Here is a 17,547-nt window from a genome sequence, read left to right as displayed (position 1 = left end):
ATTAAGCTTTGCAGCACCTACTGTCTACGGTACAAATGTTATTCTTTTTAACAACATTATCTATTATAATCAGGGACTTTCAAAAAGTCAACACCGATTTATTTCCAAATTTATTAAGCAGAGAATGAAGCAGTATCAACTTTGATACCAGGGCCCATTGTTGAAGTAACAGCTACGTTCTTCATGTATGTGCCTTTTGCTGCTGCCGGCTTAGCTTTTACCATAGTTTCGAAGATTGTAGTGAAGTTTTCAACTAACTTGCTCTCTTCGAAAGATACTTTACCGATTGGTACGTGGATGTTACCAGCTTTATCAACACGGTATTCTACTTTACCAGCTTTGATTTCGTTAACTGCTTTTTGAACATCAAATGTTACTGTACCAGTTTTAGGGTTTGGCATTAAACCTTTAGGTCCTAATACACGACCAAGTTTACCAACTTCACCCATCATGTCTGGAGTAGCTACGATTACATCGAACTCGAACCAACCTTGTTGGATTTTGTTGATGTAGTCAGCATCGCCAACGTAGTCAGCGCCTGCAGCTTCAGCTTCTTTAGCTTTTTCGCCTTTAGCGAATACTAATACACGTTGAGTTTTACCTGTACCGTTTGGTAGTACTACTGCACCACGAATTTGTTGGTCAGCTTTCTTAGGGTCAACTCCTAAACGGAATGCTACTTCTACAGTTGCATCAAATTTAGTTGTGTTTGTTTTCTTTACTAATTCAATCGCTTCTTGTACTGAATAAGTTTGTGTACGATCTACAAGCTTAGCAGCTTCAACGTACTTTTTACCTTTTTTAGCCATTTTTGTTTCCTCCTTATGTGGTTTTAACGGAATAACCTCCCACTAATAAAGGTTGCGAGCATAGGAAAACTTCCATTTCTCGCAACCTTCTAACACCCAATCAAATGGAATTAGTCTTCAACTACGATTCCCATACTGCGCGCTGTACCTTCTACCATGCGCATTGCAGATTCAACGCTAGCAGCGTTTAAGTCAGGCATTTTAGTTTCAGCAATCTCACGCACTTTGTCACGCTTGACTGTTGCAACTTTATTACGGTTTGGTTCACCAGAACCAGACTCAATACCAGCCGCTTTCTTAAGTAGTACAGCAGCAGGTGGAGTTTTCGTAATAAATGTAAATGAACGGTCTTCAAATACCGTGATTTCAACAGGAATGATAAGACCAGCTTGATCAGCTGTGCGAGCGTTAAACTCCTTACAGAAACCCATGATGTTAACACCGGCTTGACCTAATGCAGGACCAACTGGTGGCGCTGGATTTGCTTTACCTGCAGGAATTTGTAACTTAACAAGTTTAATTACTTTTTTAGCCACGAGACACACCTCCTTAAGTCCGTGATGTGGTAATAGGGCGATGCCCTCCCACTCAATGTTCTTTATATATAAAATAAAGAAATAGTTGTTTTAGTCTCTAGTTTTGAGACATACTGACTTATGAAATATTAACATTAAACTTCATGAATTGCAAGGTCTTACAGATTATATTTTTTCAATTTGTGTAAAGTCTAGCTCTACTGGCGTTTGTCTTCCGAACATATCGACATGAACCTTAACTTTACGTTTATCTGTATCGATTTCTTCAATGGTACCTTCGAAGTTTGCAAACGGACCTTCTTGAACCAATACTGTTTCTTTTAGTTCAAAGTCAAAGTCAGCATGCTGCTCGTCCATGCCCATTTGTTTTAAGATCATTTCTACTTCTTCTGGTAGAAGAGCAGTTGGCTTTGATCCAGAACCTGCTGAACCTACAAAGCCCGTAACGCCAGGTGTATTACGAACTACATACCATGAATCATCTGTCATGATGATTTCAACTAACACGTACCCTGGGAATACTTTTTTCTTTGTAATCTTTTCTTTGTTGTTCTTAATTTCTCTTTCTTCTTCTTCAGGAACAACAACGCGGAAAATTTTATCTTGCATACCCATTGTTTCTACGCGCTTTTCTAAATTTGTTTTTACTTTATTTTCATATCCAGAATAAGTATGGACTACATACCAATTTTTCTCCATTTCTGAGGACTATACGTCCTTCCCTCCCAGCTCACTATAAAATAAGATGTCCTAATCTATTGCACAGACAACGCACTAGGAAAATAGTTGACTCCTAGCACAATCATTCTTAAAGCAAATTAAAAAACCCGTCTCCGGGCTTTTCTGAAAAAAACATAATTTAGCTTTATTATACCATGATTCAAGTCAATTTATTCAAGGGATTAAACGAATAAGTGACGAAATTCCGTAATCAACTACTACAAAAAAGAGTGTCATAAATACAACTGTAGAAATAACAGTAATTGTATAACGAGTTAGCTCATTTTTTTTAGGCCAACTTACCTTCTTCATCTCACGCCCAACATCACGCAAGAAATTTCCTACACGGTTCATGTTTGTAACCTCCAATAAATTAAAAGGGGTATTAGTCTGTGCAGATTATTGATCTACTTTGTTTCACGATGAATCGTATGTGCGTTACACGTTTTGCAAAACTTCTTCATTTCTAAACGCTCTTCGTTTTGCTGTGTGTTTTTCATAGTCGTATAGTTACGACTAGCGCATTGCACACACGCAAGTACAACTTTTTTACGCATAATGTCAACCACCTATAGAGTGATAATGTCTATAAAAAAGTATCACAGACTTTCTTAGCATGTCAATATGAGGATAGAAGGCTACATTGTGATTTCACGAATCTCGAGGTAGCGCTCTAATTTCCTCTTCACACGCTGAAGTGCATTATCGATGGATTTGACGTGGCGGTTTAACTCTTCTGAAATCTCTTGATAAGATTGACCATCTAAATAAAGAACGAGAACTTTTCGCTCAAGATCACTTAACAGTTCAGCCATCTTTAATTCAATATCATCAAACTTCTCTCGATTAATGAGCAGCTCTTCTGGATTTGCTACTTTTGTCCCCGAAATAACATCCATTAAGGTTCGGTCGGACTCTTCATCATATATTGGCTTGTCCAATGATACATAAGAGTTTAATGGAATATGTTTTTGCCTTGTTGCGGTTTTAATAGCGGTAATAATTTGCCTGGTAATGCAAAGTTCAGCAAAAGCTTTAAACGAAGTTAGCTTATCTTCTCTAAAATCTCTAATTGCCTTGTATAACCCTATCATACCTTCTTGTACAATATCTTCACGGTCTGCCCCAATTAAAAAATACGACCGCGCCTTTGCTCGCACAAAGTTTTTGTATTTATGAATCAAATACTCTAATGCGTCAATATCGCCTTTATGCACAAGATCGACAACTGTTTCATCCTCTTGTTGTTCGAAATGAGCATGCAGTTTTCTCCCATAAGTATCGCCCATATCGATCCCCCCGACCGCACAGTAGATAGAAATATTATACAGTAGCTAATTCCGTACCGTCAATAACCTCACCGCTGTCCCCGGCGCCATTTTTCGAAAATTTCGGCTACTTGATTGGAAAGTTGAATGCGTGCCGCTGGCTTTTGATTTTGAATAGACTTCACATCAAGATTAATATGTTTCTCAATTTGCTCAATTTCGTTGTACAATTCTCGAGCAGAAATTCTAAGCGCACCTTGTCCAAAGATTGCCCACTGCTCCGTAAAATCAGATGTAGCAACATGAATCTGTGTCTTTACATTGTTTAGCTCTTGAGCCAGCTTTTCAATGTACTCATCCGCTGTTTCATTTTCTCGTGTAAATACAACGTCAACCTTATGATTTTTTGCCTTCTTTTCAATTCCTTCGACCATATGAGCATCGAAGACAATAATGACACGATACCCCATATATGCTTGATACTCTGCCATCTTTTCAATTAACAGGTCTCGAGCACCCGCTAAATCATTATCTCTAAGCTTTCTTAGGTCGGGCCACGCACCTATCATGTTATAACCATCCACCAGTAGAATATCCATTTTTATTCACCTAGAGGATGGCGTTTTCGGTAAACCTCATACATGAGAAGACTAGCTGCTACAGATGCATTTAACGATGTAACATGCCCAACCATTGGAAGCTGTACAAGAAAGTCGCATTTTTCACGAATCAAACGACTCATGCCTTTTCCTTCACTTCCAATCACTAACGTAAGCGGCATACCTCCATCTAAGTTGCGGTAATCGTCACTTTCTTTCGCATCCGTTCCAACAATCCATACGCCTCGATCTTTTAATTCATCAATCGTCCTTGATAGGTTTGTTACCCTTGCTACAGGAATATGTTCAATCGCTCCTGTAGACGCCTTTGCTACAGTGGCCGTTAATCCAACTGAACGGCGCTTTGGAATAATGATACCGTGTGCGCCAACGGCATCGGCTGTTCGCATAATAGAACCTAAATTATGGGGATCTTCGAGCTCATCTAACAGAAGGAAAAACGGACTTTCATTACGTTTTTCCGCTAAGTTAAATAAATCATCTAACTCTGCATACTGATAAGCAGCAACTTGTGCAGCTACTCCTTGATGAATACCGTCTACCATTTGCTCAATTTTCTTTTTCGGTACAAACTGCACCAATACACCATTACGTTTTGCTAACTGCGTGATTTGCCCCATAGAACCGCCTTGCGATCCTTCGGCAATCCATAGCTTGTTAATGTCACGCCCAGACTTTAGGGCTTCTAGGACCGGATTACGTCCAATGATAAATTCATGTTCCATGATTCATTCCTCCCTCTCCTTCATCGACGAAAGAGATAGCTTTAGTAATAAGTTCCATCATTCTTTCTTCTTCACCTAAAAGATACAAATAGCCTACGACCGCTTCAAATGCTGTACTGTAGCGATACGTTTGCACATCTGTGTTTTTAGGGACTGTACCAGACTTTGCATTGCGTCCTCGGCGCAGTACACCTTCTTCTTCTTCAGTAAAAAAGTTTTCATTTTTAAAATAATATACGATTTGTGCTTGTGCTTTTGCTGATACATATTTTTTAGCTTTATTATGAAGCTGGTTAGGGCGCACTGTCCCTAACACCAGCAGGTGGCGGCGAACATGTAAATCAAACACCGCATCACCCATATAAGCAAGAGCTAAGCTATTTAGCTGTTTTACATCTAATTTACTGCTGCTCATAACACTATTATCCTCTTTTCCATCTTGTTCCTTGCGCCGTATCTTCTAAAATAATATTTTTAGCCTTTAATTCATCTCGAATTTGATCTGCTAATTGGAAATTACGATCTTTACGAGCTTGAATACGATCTTGGATCAATTGATCAATTTCTTCGTCTAGAAGTTCAGCTTCTCCAAACGCAATGCCTATTGCAGCACCTAGTTCTTTAAACTCTTTAATAAAGGCTTCAATTACATCTGTAGACGTTGTTTGTTCTAATAAATACAAGTTAGCTTGCTTTGCTAGCTCGAACAGAACAGAAATGGCATTTGCCGTATTAAAATCATCATCCATCTCTTCAACAAAGGTTTCGCGGAGCTCTTTTAGCTTTTCGAACCATTCTGAAGCATCTTCTTGAAGATTTGTTGCTGCCTCTAGACGGTGAGTTAAGTTGCCATAAGCTGTTTGCAGACGCTCAAACCCTTTGCGCGTATTCTCTAAAATTTCTTCGTTATAGTTAATTGGGTGACGATAGTGAACAGATAAAATAAAGAATCGAAGTAGAGAAGGATCATGCTTTTTAATAATGTCATGAACTAACACGAAATTCCCTAGTGATTTAGACATCTTTTCATTATCAATATTGATATATCCGTTATGAAGCCAGTATTTCGCAAACGATTTCCCAGTGAGCGCTTCTGATTGAGCAATTTCATTTTCGTGATGAGGGAAAGCTAAATCCTGGCCGCCTGCGTGGATATCAATTGTATCACCTAAATACTTGCGTGCCATCGCCGAGCATTCAATATGCCAGCCTGGTCTTCCTTGACCCCAAGGGCTATCCCATGCAATCTCTCCATCTTTGGTTGCTTTCCAAAGAGTAAAGTCTAATGGATCTTCTTTCTTTTCTCCAACTTCGATGCGAGCACCGGATTGCAATTCATCAATGGACTGATGTGATAATTTTCCGTATCCTTCAAATTTACGCGTACGATAGTATACGTCGCCCTCTGACTCATACGCATAGCCTTTTTTCACCAGTTCATCAATGAATTCAATAATGATATCCATATTTTCAGTTACGCGTGGATGCACATCGGCATGCTTGCATCCAAGAGCTGACGTATCTTCAAAGTAGGCATCGATAAAGCGGTTTGCGATCGTTGGAACATCTTCTCCTAACTCTTTTGCTGCCTTAATTAATTTATCATCCACATCTGTGAAGTTTGAGACATACTCCACGTCGTAGCCTCTAAATTCTAAATAGCGGCGCACCGTATCAAATACGATCGCAGGACGTGCATTTCCAATATGAATATAGTTATACACGGTCGGTCCGCACACGTACATTTTGACTTTGTTTTCTTCTAGCGGTACAAACGTCTCTTTTTGACGTGTTAACGTGTTATATAGCTTAATTGCCATGGTGAATCTTCCCTTCTTTTAATTCCTTTAATTGATTTTGCAGGTGTAAAATTTCTTTCTCTAGCTGTTTGAAACGCTCTGCATCTGGATCTGGCAAATCTTGATGATTCAAATCTTTTGGAATCCGGACGCCATTTTGAATGACGACTCGGCCAGGGATACCAACAACCGTTGAGTTTTCTGGGACGTCATTTAACACAACTGAGCCTGCTCCAATTTTGGAGTGCGCATGAATCGTAATCGATCCTAGCACTTTAGCACCTGTTGCAATTAAGACATTGTCTTCAATCGTCGGGTGACGCTTTCCTTTTTCTTTCCCTGTTCCTCCGAGTGTTACTCCTTGATATACTGTTACATTATCTCCAATTTCGCACGTTTCCCCAATAACAATTCCCATTCCGTGGTCAATAAAAAAGCGGCGGCCAATTTTCGCACCCGGATGAATTTCAATCCCTGTGAAGAATCGGCTAATTTGTGAGATTACACGTGCCAGAAAAAACCACTTTCTTTTAAAAAGCCCGTGAGCGAATCTATGTGCCCAAATAGCATGCAACCCTGAATAGGTTAATATCACTTCAATATAACTTCTTGCTGCAGGATCTTGTTCAAATATGGCCTCAATGTCTTCCTTTAACAACTTTAGCATCATCTCACCCCAATTCCGCTATTCCTCTATCTACTCATTGATTGTATAAAAAAACGCCCCTATGTCAAATGACACAGAGACGTATATACGCGGTTCCACTCTGTTTGGATCAACAAACAATCCCAACTCTTCTCTCATAACGTGAGAGTAACCGCTTTTGCCTACTTACTTAGTAGCATTCAACAAAAGACTCAAAGGCGCACTTCGACAAGTTTTGTCATAGGTTACTTTCAGCCGGTGATAACCCTCTCTGATATGCAATGAACTTGCCTACTCTTCCTTCTCAACGATATCCATATTTGATTATTTTATCATATGGGCAAAATAGAAATTTGTTAACTATAAATGCTTTCTAGACGAGCTAAAACTGTTTCTTTCCCTAAAAGAGAAATAGCTTTTGGAAGCTCGGGACCGTGTGTTTCGCCTGTTGTTGCTACACGAATTGGCATAAATAGTTTTTTACCTTTTTGACCTGTTGCTTTTTGTACAGCCTTTGTTGCTGCCTTAATTTCATCAGCGCTGAATTCTTCTAAGGAAGAAATCTCTTCAGCAAATGCTTTTAACACTTCCGGTACTTGTTCTTCAGCAAGTACTGCTTTTGCTTCTTCACTGTAATCAATTTCTTTCTTAAAGAACATTTCAGTAAGTTCAACAATCTCAGCGCCAAAGCTCATTTGTTCTTGGTATAGAGCGACTAAGTCACGTACCCATTGTTCTGTTTCTGCATCGCGCGTTTCTTCAACTTTTCCAGCTTTCACTAAGTGAGGAACTGATAAAGCTACTACCTCATCTAAATCCAATTGTTTCATGTATTGGTTGTTCATCCAACGTAATTTGCTTGTATCAAATAGTGCTGGAGATTTTGATAAACGAGCTGGGTCAAAAATTTCAATAAACTGTTCTTTAGAGAAAATTTCTTCTTCCCCCACAGGTGACCAGCCAAGCATTGTAATAAAATTAAATAGTGCTTCTGGCAAGTAGCCTAATTCTTTATATTGCTCGATAAACTGAATGATTGACTCATCACGTTTACTTAGCTTGCGACGATTTTCATTTACGATTAACGTCATATGACCAAATACAGGAGGCGTCCAGCCTAAAGCTTCATACACAAGAATTTGCTTCGGTGTATTGGAAATATGGTCATCTCCGCGTAGAACATGTGTCATCTTCATTAGATAATCATCAATGGCTACAGCGTAGTTATATGTTGGTGTACCGTCTTTTTTCACAATAACGAAATCACCAATGCCTTCAGACTCAAACGATACTTCATCTTTGACAATATCATTCCACTTAATTTCTGTGTTACTAGGAACACGGAAGCGAATGCTCGGCTCACGGCCTTCTGCTTCTAGTTCAGCACGCTGTTCAGCTGTTAAGTTACGGCACTTACCTGAATAGCGCGGCATTTGACTGTTCGCCTGCTGTTCTTCACGCTCTTTTTCAAGCTCTTCTGACGTACAGTAACAGTGATAAGCTAATCCTTTTTCAAGAAGTTCTTCCGTATATTTTTGATAGATTTCCGTACGTTCAGACTGGCGGTAAGGACCGTACTCCCCGCCTACGTCGATACTTTCATCCCATTCAATACCTAACCATTTTAAATAGCGCAGCTGACTTTCTTCGCCGCCTTCGATATTACGCTTTTGATCTGTATCTTCAATACGGATAATAAATTTACCGTTTTGATTTCGTGCAAATAAATAATTAAATAGTGCTGTTCTTGCATTCCCTATATGAAGATGTCCAGTTGGACTCGGGGCATAACGAACTCTTACTTCGCTTGACATAACTAAGATGACCTCCAATTTAATATTACTTATAGTATGTATTTATATGTTTTAGACATGTTCTAATTTTATCACCAAATAGGTATCTGTCAAAGTCAACTGTTTTTATTTTTGATAAACTAAAACGGCTGCTTGGGCAGCGATTCCTTCTTCACGTCCCGTAAAACCTAACTTTTCTGTTGTTGTTGCCTTGACGTTAATTTGAGAAATGCTTGCTTCTAACAGCTGCGCAATACGCTCTCTCATTGGTTCAATGTAAGGAGCCATTTTAGGTTTTTGCGCGATAATCGTGCAATCTACATTGCTTAATTCATAACCTTCATCTTTTAGTAGTTTCCATACGTGTTGAAGAAGCTTTGCTGAATCAGCATCTTTAAATTCAGGGTCTGTATCCGGAAAATGCTTTCCGATATCTCCTTTAGCCGCCGCTCCTAATAAGGCATCTGCGATTGTATGTAACAGCACATCTGCATCTGAGTGGCCTAATAATCCTTTTTCATACGGAATTTCTAAACCGCCGATGATTAAAGGTCTTCCTTCTGCAAATTCATGTACGTCGAAACCTTGTCCTACTCGAATGTTCATTTTTCCACTCCTTCAGTCCTGTTTAGCTTTGTTAATATAGCTTCTGCATATAACAAATCTTCTGGTGTTGTTAGTTTTATATTATCGTAATTTCCCTCTACAATCGATACTTTTTGTCCCGCTTTTTCTACTAAGCTTGCATCATCGGTGCCTAAGTATTCATTTGTTTTTGCTTTTTCGTGTGCATCCATTACTACATCAAAAAGAAAAGCCTGCGGCGTTTGAATAGCCCACAAGCTAGAGCGCTCAACTGTTTCAATGACAGTCCCCTGTTCCACACGCTTAATTGTGTCTTTTACTGGAACAGCCAGTACAGCAGCCTTATCACTAGCAGCTTTTTCTACTAACTCATGGATTGTGTTTTGTTGAACAAATGGTCGAGCGCCATCATGAATTAATACCATTTGAGCCTGCTTTAGACTTTTAAGGCCGTTATAAACGCTATGTTGACGTTCATCGCCTCCAACTGTCAATGATTGAACCTTTTGAATTGGATATTCAGTTAATAACTCTTCAAAAATCGCCACTTCTTTTTCGTTTACAACTAGTACAATTCCACTGCACCAAGGATCTTGTTCGAATTTTTGCAGCGTATGAATGATAAGCGGAACGTTTTGAATAGTTAAAAATTGTTTGTTCCGCCCCGCTTTCATTCGCTTCCCCTGCCCTGCAGCTAAAACGATAATTTCATACTTCATAGGTATACTCCCTTTACCTGTTACGTCACAGTGCTTTTTCTAATAACTTGGGTTTCGCAAAAATCATACGGCCTGCTGAGGTTTGGAGTACGCTCGTCACCAGTACATCAATTTGCTTTCCAATGTAATTTCTTCCTTCTTCTACCACGATCATTGTACCGTCATCAAGATAGGCAATACCTTGATTATGCTCTTTACCATCTTTTATAACCAACACATTCATTTCTTCTCCCGGAAGCACAATTGGCTTAACGGCATTTGCTAAGTCATTAATATTTAAGACGCCGACATTTTGAAGTTCACATACTTTATTTAAATTAAAGTCGTTTGTAACGACCAACCCAGAAGTCAGCTTTGCCAATTTGACCAGCTTACTGTCCACTTCTTGAATGTCTTCGAAATCGCCTTCATAAATTTCTACCTTCATTGCCAGTTCCTTTTGAATACGGTTTAGAATATCTAGACCTCGTCTACCTCTGTTTCGTTTTAAAACATCCGACGAATCAGCAATATGCTGAAGTTCCTCAAGCACAAAGCGCGGAATAACAATCGTTCCGTCTAAAAATCCTGTTTGACAAATATCTGCGATACGACCGTCAATAATAACGCTTGTATCTAAAATTTTAAGAGACTTTAGTGATTCTTCATTATCTGCTTCTTCTTCTTGCCCTTTTTTCTTCCCAATTCGAGATGGCATGGAAAACACGTTCACAAGCTCATCACGTTTTTTAAACCCGACTTGAAACCCTAAGTAACCTAAAAGAATACTTAGAAAGATTGGTAAAATGGTACTTACTACTTGAAGTTGAATTCTGCCTAAAAAAGCTCCGACCAAGTAGGCTACAATAAGCCCTAAAATCAATCCTAAGCTACCAAAAAGTACATCCGTTACAGGCGCCTTCAGCAACGCCTCTTCCACTCGGCGAATTAATTCAACTATATAATCAACAATCCAAAACGTGACAAGGAAAAACAAAATAGCTCCCAGTATTGCATCGACGTAAGGTTTTTCTAGAAATGCTACATCTTGCAGATTTAATAATTGAATAAGTTCAGGTATAAAAAAGACGCCCAATGTACCACCTGTAATAATAAAAAATAACTGTACAAAACGTTTTAACACGCCTTCACCTCCCTTTATCATTATAAACAGTTTACAATGATTGAAACCTGTTATTTAACCAAAAAACAGAATTTGTAAACAAACTGTCACTTTTTTTGTATTTTCACAATATCTTAATGAATCAAACATTTAATGTCAATTAATATCCTATAGCTGACGGTTTGTAAGATGCTGCTCTTTTAGTCTTTTTAGGCCTTCTCTAATTTTCCGTGCTCGAATTTCACCGATGCCTTCTACCTCATCCAATTCTTCTACCGACGCATCTGCTATCGTTTTTAAATCCCCTAATTCATCAATGAGATTTTCAATAATAATCGATGGAAGTCTTGGAATTTTATGAAGCATTCGATACCCTCTAGGAATAACGCTGTCTTCAAAGCTTGTATACATAGGATATCCCATTAAGCGAAGGAGCGTTTGGTCATCGAGAAGAACATTATTTGACGGCTGCTGCATGCGTTCAATCACTCGGTAAGGGTCAAAGCTGAGGTCATACATATAATCTTTGATTAATAAAGTTGCTTCTTCCTCTAAGTGAGAAAGCAGTTCATTCATTTGGAGACGAATTAGCCTTCCTTCTGTTCCTAACTCGCTAATATAGCTCAAAATTTCATTTTTAATACGCAAAACCATTTCTGTACGATGAAGCGACTGCAGCACATCTGTATGAGTTACTTGCTCTTCAAACTCCAATGCACTGAGACTTGTAATCGATTCATCTAATACCGCCTTGTACTTTTCAAGGGTTCCAAGCGCTTGATTCGCTTTTGCTAAAATAACGCTAATGTCTTTCAATACATACTGCAGAGACCCTTTGTAAAGCGTAATCACATTCCGTCTTTGTGAAATGGCTATCACCAATACACCTGACTGCTTAGCTACGCGCTCCGCTGTACGGTGACGCATTCCTGTCTGTGAAGAAGGGGTAGAGGGATCTGGCATGAGCTGAGCATTAGCAAACAATATCTTGCTTCCGCTGTCGTTTAAAATAAGCGCTCCATCCATTTTGGCTAACTCGTATAAATGCGCAGGTGTAAATGCACAATTAATCGAAAATCCTCCATCTACCATCTTTTTGACTTGTTCATTGTAGCCCATAACAATTAAGCCGCCCGTCTTTGCCCGCAAGACGTTATCGATACCGTCACGAATAGGGGTTCCTGGTGCTACAAACTGCAGAATTTCTGATATTTGTTTTTGACTAACTGTTGTTTTTTCTCCTTCCACTGCTTATCCTCCTAATGTATATTGCAGAGCCTCCGCTACTGTTGATACCCCAATCACATCAATACCATCTGGGACTTTCCATCCTCCTAAATTTTTCTCCGGAATAATAATTCGTTGGAACCCTAATTTTACCGCTTCTTGAACGCGCTGTTCAATTCTAGACACTCGGCGTACTTCGCCTGTTAATCCTACCTCTCCTACAATAACATCTGTAGCGCTAGAAGCAGCATCTCTGAAGCTTGAAGCAATGCTAACGGCTACAGCTAAATCGATTGCTGGTTCATCTAATTTCACTCCACCTGCTACTTTTAAATAAGCATCTTGATTCTGCAGCAGCATTCCTACACGCTTTTCTAAGACAGCCATGATAAGCGAAACGCGATTATGATCTACTCCTGTCGCCATTCTTCTAGGGTTTCCAAAGCTCGTTGGACTGATTAGCGCCTGCAGCTCTACTAATACGGGTCTTGTCCCTTCCATTGAAGCGACAACAACCGAACCTGCTGCTCCCTGAGACCGTTCTTCTAGAAAGATTTCAGATGGATTCAATACTTCTTCTAGCCCACTTTCTTTCATTTCAAAAATGCCCATTTCATTTGTAGATCCAAATCGGTTCTTAACCGCTCTTAATATACGATACGTATGATGGCGCTCTCCTTCAAAATAAAGAACCGTATCTACCATATGTTCAAGAAGTCTTGGACCCGCAATGGCCCCTTCTTTCGTTACATGACCCACAATAAAGATGGCAATGCCATTCGTTTTAGCAACACGCATTAGTTCAGCCGTACACTCTCGCACCTGTGAGACGCTTCCTGGCGCTGATGTCACATCAGCATGGTAAATGGTTTGAATTGAATCAATCACCACAAAATCAGGCTGCATGCTTGAGATGGCCTCTAGTATTAATTCTAAGTTTGTTTCTGCGTGAACATAAAGCTCTTCAGCTTTTACACCTAGCCTGTCCGCTCTTAACTTCGTTTGTTTGGTTGATTCCTCTCCCGAAATATATAGTACTTTATTTTGTTTCATTGCTAACTGCGCGGAGGTTTGCAAAAGTAAAGTAGACTTTCCGATACCCGGATCTCCCCCTATTAAAACGAGTGACCCTCTGACAATACCGCCTCCTAATACACGGTTTAACTCTGCAGAAGGTGTAAAAATCCGTGGTTCTGTTGTAGATTCAATCGCTGTAATTGACTGAGGTTTTTGAACTTTAGAAGCAGTAGCTCCGGAAAAAGCTCCTCGGCGTGATGATTTCGTTTCTTCCATTTCTTCCACCATCGAATTCCAGCTTCCGCATCCAGGACATTTCCCCATCCATTTTGCGGATTCATATCCGCAATGCTGACATGCAAATTTTGTTTTTCGTTTCGCCATTATGTTATCAATCTCTCCGTTCATTCAATCGATTTCTATCTCTATTGTACACTATTTCCTAAGCTAAAATAAAAAGGGAGGCATACGTGTTTTTTCGTATGCCTCGTCTTGGTTTGAGTAAATTTAGCTGATGCTGCTTGGAGCGGAGGATTTAACAACAAATTCTCCTTTGTCTACATCTAGCGTCACTTTCTGACCTTTTTGAACAACCCCTTTTAGCAGCTCTTCAGATAAACGGTCTTCAATATGTTTTTGAATTGCTCTACGAAGTGGACGAGCGCCGTATTCTGGGTCAAAACCTTCCTCTGCAATCTTATCAATTGCTTCTTTTGTTAATTCAAGATCAATTTCTTGCTCTTTTAAGCGTTTTGTTAACTGGTCCGCCATTAATTTAACGATTTCAGCTAAGTGAGGTTTCTCCAATGAATGGAAGACGATAATTTCATCGATACGGTTTAGGAACTCCGGACGGAATGCGCGCTTCATTTCCGCCATTACTTTTCCTTTCATATCTTTGTAGTCTTGGCCTTCTGCTTCTACTGTGAACCCTAAGTGCTTGCTTCGTTTTAATGTGTCCGCACCTACGTTTGATGTCATAATTAAAATCGTATTACGGAAATCAACTGTACGGCCTTTTGAATCTGTTAAGCGTCCATCTTCTAACACTTGTAATAAAATGTTAAATACATCCGGATGTGCTTTTTCAATTTCGTCTAAAAGAACAACTGAGTAAGGTTTTCTTCTTACTTTTTCCGTTAACTGGCCGCCTTCTTCGTATCCAACATATCCTGGAGGTGAACCTACTAAGCGTGAAGTAGAATGTTTCTCCATGTACTCAGACATATCGATACGAATCATTGCGTCTTCGTCGCCAAAGATTGACTCCGCTAATGCGCGTGCAAGCTCTGTTTTACCAACCCCTGTTGGTCCTAAGAAAATGAATGAACCAATTGGGCGTTTTGGATCTTTCAAGCCTGCTCTAGCACGGCGCACAGCTTTTGCAACTGCTTTTACCGCTTCTTCTTGCCCAATTACACGAGAGTGAAGAATCTCTTCCATGTTTAGCAGTCTTTCTGTCTCTTCCTGTGCCAGTTTAGAGACCGGTACACCCGTCCAGCTAGATACCACCATCGCAATATCTTCTACGGTTACAGCTGAGTTTTCTTTACCTTGCTGCTCTTTCCAAATTTTCTTTGTGTCTTCTAATTCTTCGCGTAGGCGTTGTTCTGTGTCGCGTAAAGATGCTGCTTTTTCAAATTCTTGACTTTGAACAGACGCATCTTTTTCATTGCGTACTGATTCTAATTTTTGCTCTAATTCCTTTAAATTTGGCGGCGTTGTAAATGAACGTAAACGCACTTTTGAACCAGCTTCATCAATTAAATCGATTGCTTTATCCGGTAAGAAACGATCTGAAATGTAGCGATCTGATAGTTTCACCGCTTGCTCGATTGCCTCATCAGAAATAGATACTCGGTGATGCGCTTCATAACGGTCACGAAGCCCTTTTAAGATTTGAATAGACTCTTCCAACGTTGGTTCATCCACTTGAATTGGCTGGAAGCGACGCTCTAACGCTGCATCTTTTTCAATATATTTTCTGTATTCATCTAAAGTCGTAGCACCGATACACTGAAGTTCTCCACGAGCAAGAGACGGTTTTAAAATATTAGAAGCATCGATAGCACCTTCTGCACCACCAGCGCCAATTAATGTGTGTAACTCATCGATAAAGAGAATGATATTACCTGCTTGACGAATTTCATCCATTACTTTCTTCAGGCGATCTTCAAATTCTCCGCGATATTTTGTACCAGCCACGACCGTTCCCATATCCAAGGTCATAACGCGTTTGTCACGTAAAATTTCTGGAACTTCATTGTTGACGATTTGCTGAGCCAAACCTTCAGCGATTGCCGTTTTACCGACACCTGGCTCCCCAATTAATACAGGATTGTTTTTTGTACGTCGGCTTAACACTTCAATAACACGCTGAATTTCTTTCCCACGTCCGATAACAGGGTCTAAGCTTCCTTCGCGCGCTACAACTGTTAAATCGCGTGCTAAGCTGTCTAGCGTAGGTGTATTAGCATTTGAAGAACCTCCGCCTTGATGGCTTGAAGCAGCTTCATTGCTACCTAATAAATGAAGTACTTGCTGACGAGCTTTATTTAGGCTGACACCTAGATTATTTAAAACGCGTGCTGCAACGCCTTCACCTTCACGAATTAAGCCTAGTAAGATATGTTCTGTTCCTACGTAAGAATGACCAAGCTTTCGGGCTTCATCCATTGAAAGTTCAATGACTTTTTTCGCTCGAGGTGTATAATGAATGGTCTGCGTTAATTCTTGGCCTCTGCCAATTAATGCTTCCACTTCTTTTTGAATTTTTTCAGTGCTTAGGCCTAGAGCAGAAAGAGCTTTTGCTGCAATTCCTTCACCTTCACGAACGATACCTAATAAAATGTGCTCCGTTCCAATGTTGTTGTGACCTAGGCGTAGTGCTTCTTCCTGTGCTAAAGCTAATACTTTTTGTGCGCGCTCTGTAAATCTACCAAACATCATATAATCGTCACCCTCCACGTTTAATTTGTGTTTTTATTTATAGTGAGACGTTCTCGAATTAAGGTGGCTCTTTTAATGTCACGTTCCTGAGGCTTTAGGGGCCCTCCCGAATACTTTTGTAAAAAGCCTGGCTGCGTCATAATGATAAGTTCATTCAATATATTTTGACTCAGTCCTTTTATATACCCTAAATCGATTCCTAATCGAACATCTGATAAACATTGTGAAGCTTCTTTGGACTCAATAATACGGCTATTGGCCAATACTCCATATGAACGATACACTCGATCTTCTAACTCTACATGAGATGTTTTAAACAGTGCGTCTCTTGCAGAGTGCTCTTGTGTAATTAACTGCTGTACGACACTATTTAAATCTGCCACAATATCTTCTTCAGATTTCCCTAAGGTTATCTGATTAGAAATTTGAAAGATATTCCCTAAAGCTTCGCTACCTTCTCCATAAATTCCTCTCACCACTAAGCCAAGCTGGTTAATAGCGGGAATAATACGATGAATTTGACGGGTCATCACTAAAGCCGGCAGATGCATCATCACAGATGCACGTAGCCCAGTACCCACATTTGTGGGACAGCTGGTTAAATACCCTCTATTTTCATCAAACGCATAATCTACGTATTTCTCAATCCAATTATCTACTTTATTCGCTGTGCTTAAAGCTTCAGATAATTGAAGGCCTGGAAATAAACATTGTATGCGTAAATGATCTTCTTCATTAACCATAATACTCAAATCTTCTTTTTCTGATAAAAAACAAGCTCCGTTGTTGTCTCCTTCAGCCAAGTTAGGACTGATAAGATGTTTTTCAACCAACACTTGCTTTTGAAGAGGCTGTAATTCGTTCATCTTTAGTAAATGCAAATTCCACTGATTGGTGTTCTCGCTTTTTTGAGAAACTTGCTCAAATACTCGAACCACTTCAACTGCTTGTTCTTTAGAAAAGAGAGTTGGAAAAAGATAATGAGTTAAATTTCGAGCCAGCCTGATTCGACTGCTTAGCACAATATCTGAA

General features: G+C 39.7%; 19 protein-coding genes and 2 other annotated features (2 of these 21 only partly in view). All 19 genes read right to left on the bottom strand.

Features of this window, described 5'->3' with window-relative positions:
* Positions 1–48, bottom strand: a sequence feature (ribosomal protein L10 leader region); it reaches 96 nt to the left of the window's first position.
* Between the two features lie 65 nt (positions 49–113).
* Entirely contained in the window at positions 114–809 is a 696-nt protein-coding gene (gene rplA, locus NST66_RS26350; protein ID WP_013054915.1) for a 50S ribosomal protein L1, read from the bottom strand.
* A 110-nt stretch (positions 810–919) separates the two neighbouring features.
* A complete protein-coding gene (gene rplK, locus NST66_RS26345) occupies positions 920–1,345 on the bottom strand; it encodes a 50S ribosomal protein L11 (RefSeq protein WP_013054914.1) in 426 nt (141 codons plus the stop codon).
* Positions 1,346–1,510: 165 nt separating this feature from the next.
* Positions 1,511–2,044, bottom strand: coding sequence for a transcription termination/antitermination protein NusG (gene nusG, locus NST66_RS26340; RefSeq protein ID WP_014462032.1), 534 nt, complete (start codon positions 2,042–2,044; stop codon positions 1,511–1,513).
* Between the two features lie 195 nt (positions 2,045–2,239).
* Positions 2,240–2,419 carry a preprotein translocase subunit SecE gene (secE, locus tag NST66_RS26335; protein WP_013054912.1) on the bottom strand — a complete coding sequence of 60 codons (180 nt, stop codon included), beginning with the start codon at positions 2,417–2,419 and terminating at the stop codon, positions 2,240–2,242.
* Positions 2,420–2,472: 53 nt separating this feature from the next.
* A complete protein-coding gene (gene rpmG / locus NST66_RS26330; protein WP_013081365.1) occupies positions 2,473–2,622 on the bottom strand; it encodes a 50S ribosomal protein L33 in 150 nt (49 codons plus the stop codon).
* An 81-nt stretch (positions 2,623–2,703) separates the two neighbouring features.
* On the bottom strand, positions 2,704–3,354 hold the full coding sequence (gene sigH / locus NST66_RS26325) for an RNA polymerase sporulation sigma factor SigH (RefSeq protein ID WP_028412660.1): 651 nt from the start codon (positions 3,352–3,354) through the stop codon (positions 2,704–2,706).
* A gap of 68 nt (positions 3,355–3,422) precedes the next feature.
* Entirely contained in the window at positions 3,423–3,932 is a 510-nt protein-coding gene (locus NST66_RS26320; protein WP_013081364.1) for an NYN domain-containing protein, read from the bottom strand.
* 2 nt (positions 3,933–3,934) lie between these two features.
* Positions 3,935–4,678, bottom strand: coding sequence for a 23S rRNA (guanosine(2251)-2'-O)-methyltransferase RlmB (gene rlmB, locus NST66_RS26315; protein ID WP_014462034.1), 744 nt, complete (start codon positions 4,676–4,678; stop codon positions 3,935–3,937).
* Positions 4,668–5,093, bottom strand: coding sequence for a Mini-ribonuclease 3 (locus tag NST66_RS26310; RefSeq protein WP_013054907.1), 426 nt, complete (start codon positions 5,091–5,093; stop codon positions 4,668–4,670). Before NST66_RS26310 ends, rlmB begins: the two co-directional genes overlap by 11 nt.
* 7 nt (positions 5,094–5,100) lie before the next feature.
* Positions 5,101–6,498, bottom strand: coding sequence for a cysteine--tRNA ligase (gene cysS, locus NST66_RS26305; RefSeq protein ID WP_033580789.1), 1,398 nt, complete (start codon positions 6,496–6,498; stop codon positions 5,101–5,103).
* Positions 6,488–7,144 (bottom strand): serine O-acetyltransferase, encoded by a 657-nt coding sequence (gene cysE / locus NST66_RS26300; RefSeq protein ID WP_025753192.1) that lies wholly within the window; start codon positions 7,142–7,144, stop codon positions 6,488–6,490. Before cysE ends, cysS begins: the two co-directional genes overlap by 11 nt.
* A 72-nt stretch (positions 7,145–7,216) precedes the next feature.
* Positions 7,217–7,440: a binding site (T-box leader), on the bottom strand.
* A 39-nt stretch (positions 7,441–7,479) separates the two neighbouring features.
* Positions 7,480–8,937, bottom strand: coding sequence for a glutamate--tRNA ligase (gene gltX, locus NST66_RS26295; protein WP_028412658.1), 1,458 nt, complete (start codon positions 8,935–8,937; stop codon positions 7,480–7,482).
* 105 nt (positions 8,938–9,042) lie between these two features.
* Positions 9,043–9,522 carry a 2-C-methyl-D-erythritol 2,4-cyclodiphosphate synthase gene (ispF, locus tag NST66_RS26290; protein WP_013054903.1) on the bottom strand — a complete coding sequence of 160 codons (480 nt, stop codon included), beginning with the start codon at positions 9,520–9,522 and terminating at the stop codon, positions 9,043–9,045.
* Positions 9,519–10,220 (bottom strand): 2-C-methyl-D-erythritol 4-phosphate cytidylyltransferase, encoded by a 702-nt coding sequence (gene ispD, locus NST66_RS26285; RefSeq protein ID WP_028412657.1) that lies wholly within the window; start codon positions 10,218–10,220, stop codon positions 9,519–9,521. Before ispD ends, ispF begins: the two co-directional genes overlap by 4 nt.
* A gap of 25 nt (positions 10,221–10,245) precedes the next feature.
* Positions 10,246–11,343, bottom strand: a complete 1,098-nt coding sequence (locus tag NST66_RS26280; RefSeq protein WP_014462040.1) for a PIN/TRAM domain-containing protein — start codon at positions 11,341–11,343, stop codon at positions 10,246–10,248.
* 147 nt (positions 11,344–11,490) lie between these two features.
* Positions 11,491–12,570, bottom strand: coding sequence for a DNA integrity scanning diadenylate cyclase DisA (gene disA, locus NST66_RS26275; protein WP_013054900.1), 1,080 nt, complete (start codon positions 12,568–12,570; stop codon positions 11,491–11,493).
* Between the two features lie 3 nt (positions 12,571–12,573).
* Positions 12,574–13,950 carry a DNA repair protein RadA gene (radA, locus tag NST66_RS26270; RefSeq protein WP_013054899.1) on the bottom strand — a complete coding sequence of 459 codons (1,377 nt, stop codon included), beginning with the start codon at positions 13,948–13,950 and terminating at the stop codon, positions 12,574–12,576.
* 123 nt (positions 13,951–14,073) lie between these two features.
* Positions 14,074–16,515, bottom strand: coding sequence for an ATP-dependent protease ATP-binding subunit ClpC (gene clpC / locus NST66_RS26265; protein WP_014462041.1), 2,442 nt, complete (start codon positions 16,513–16,515; stop codon positions 14,074–14,076).
* Between the two features lie 20 nt (positions 16,516–16,535).
* Positions 16,536–17,547 carry the 3' portion of a protein arginine kinase gene (locus tag NST66_RS26260; RefSeq protein ID WP_340843747.1) on the bottom strand. The gene runs 62 nt beyond the window's last position, so only the last 1,012 of its 1,074 coding nucleotides appear in the window; its start codon lies off the right edge, out of view; the stop codon is at positions 16,536–16,538.

Origin of the sequence: Priestia sp. FSL W8-0524, from assembly GCF_038005965.1 — a bacterium.
GTDB lineage: Bacteria > Bacillota > Bacilli > Bacillales > Bacillaceae_H > Priestia > Priestia zanthoxyli.
The sequence above is the reverse complement of the archived record's forward strand: the minus strand, read 5'-3'. Positions and strand labels throughout refer to the sequence as shown.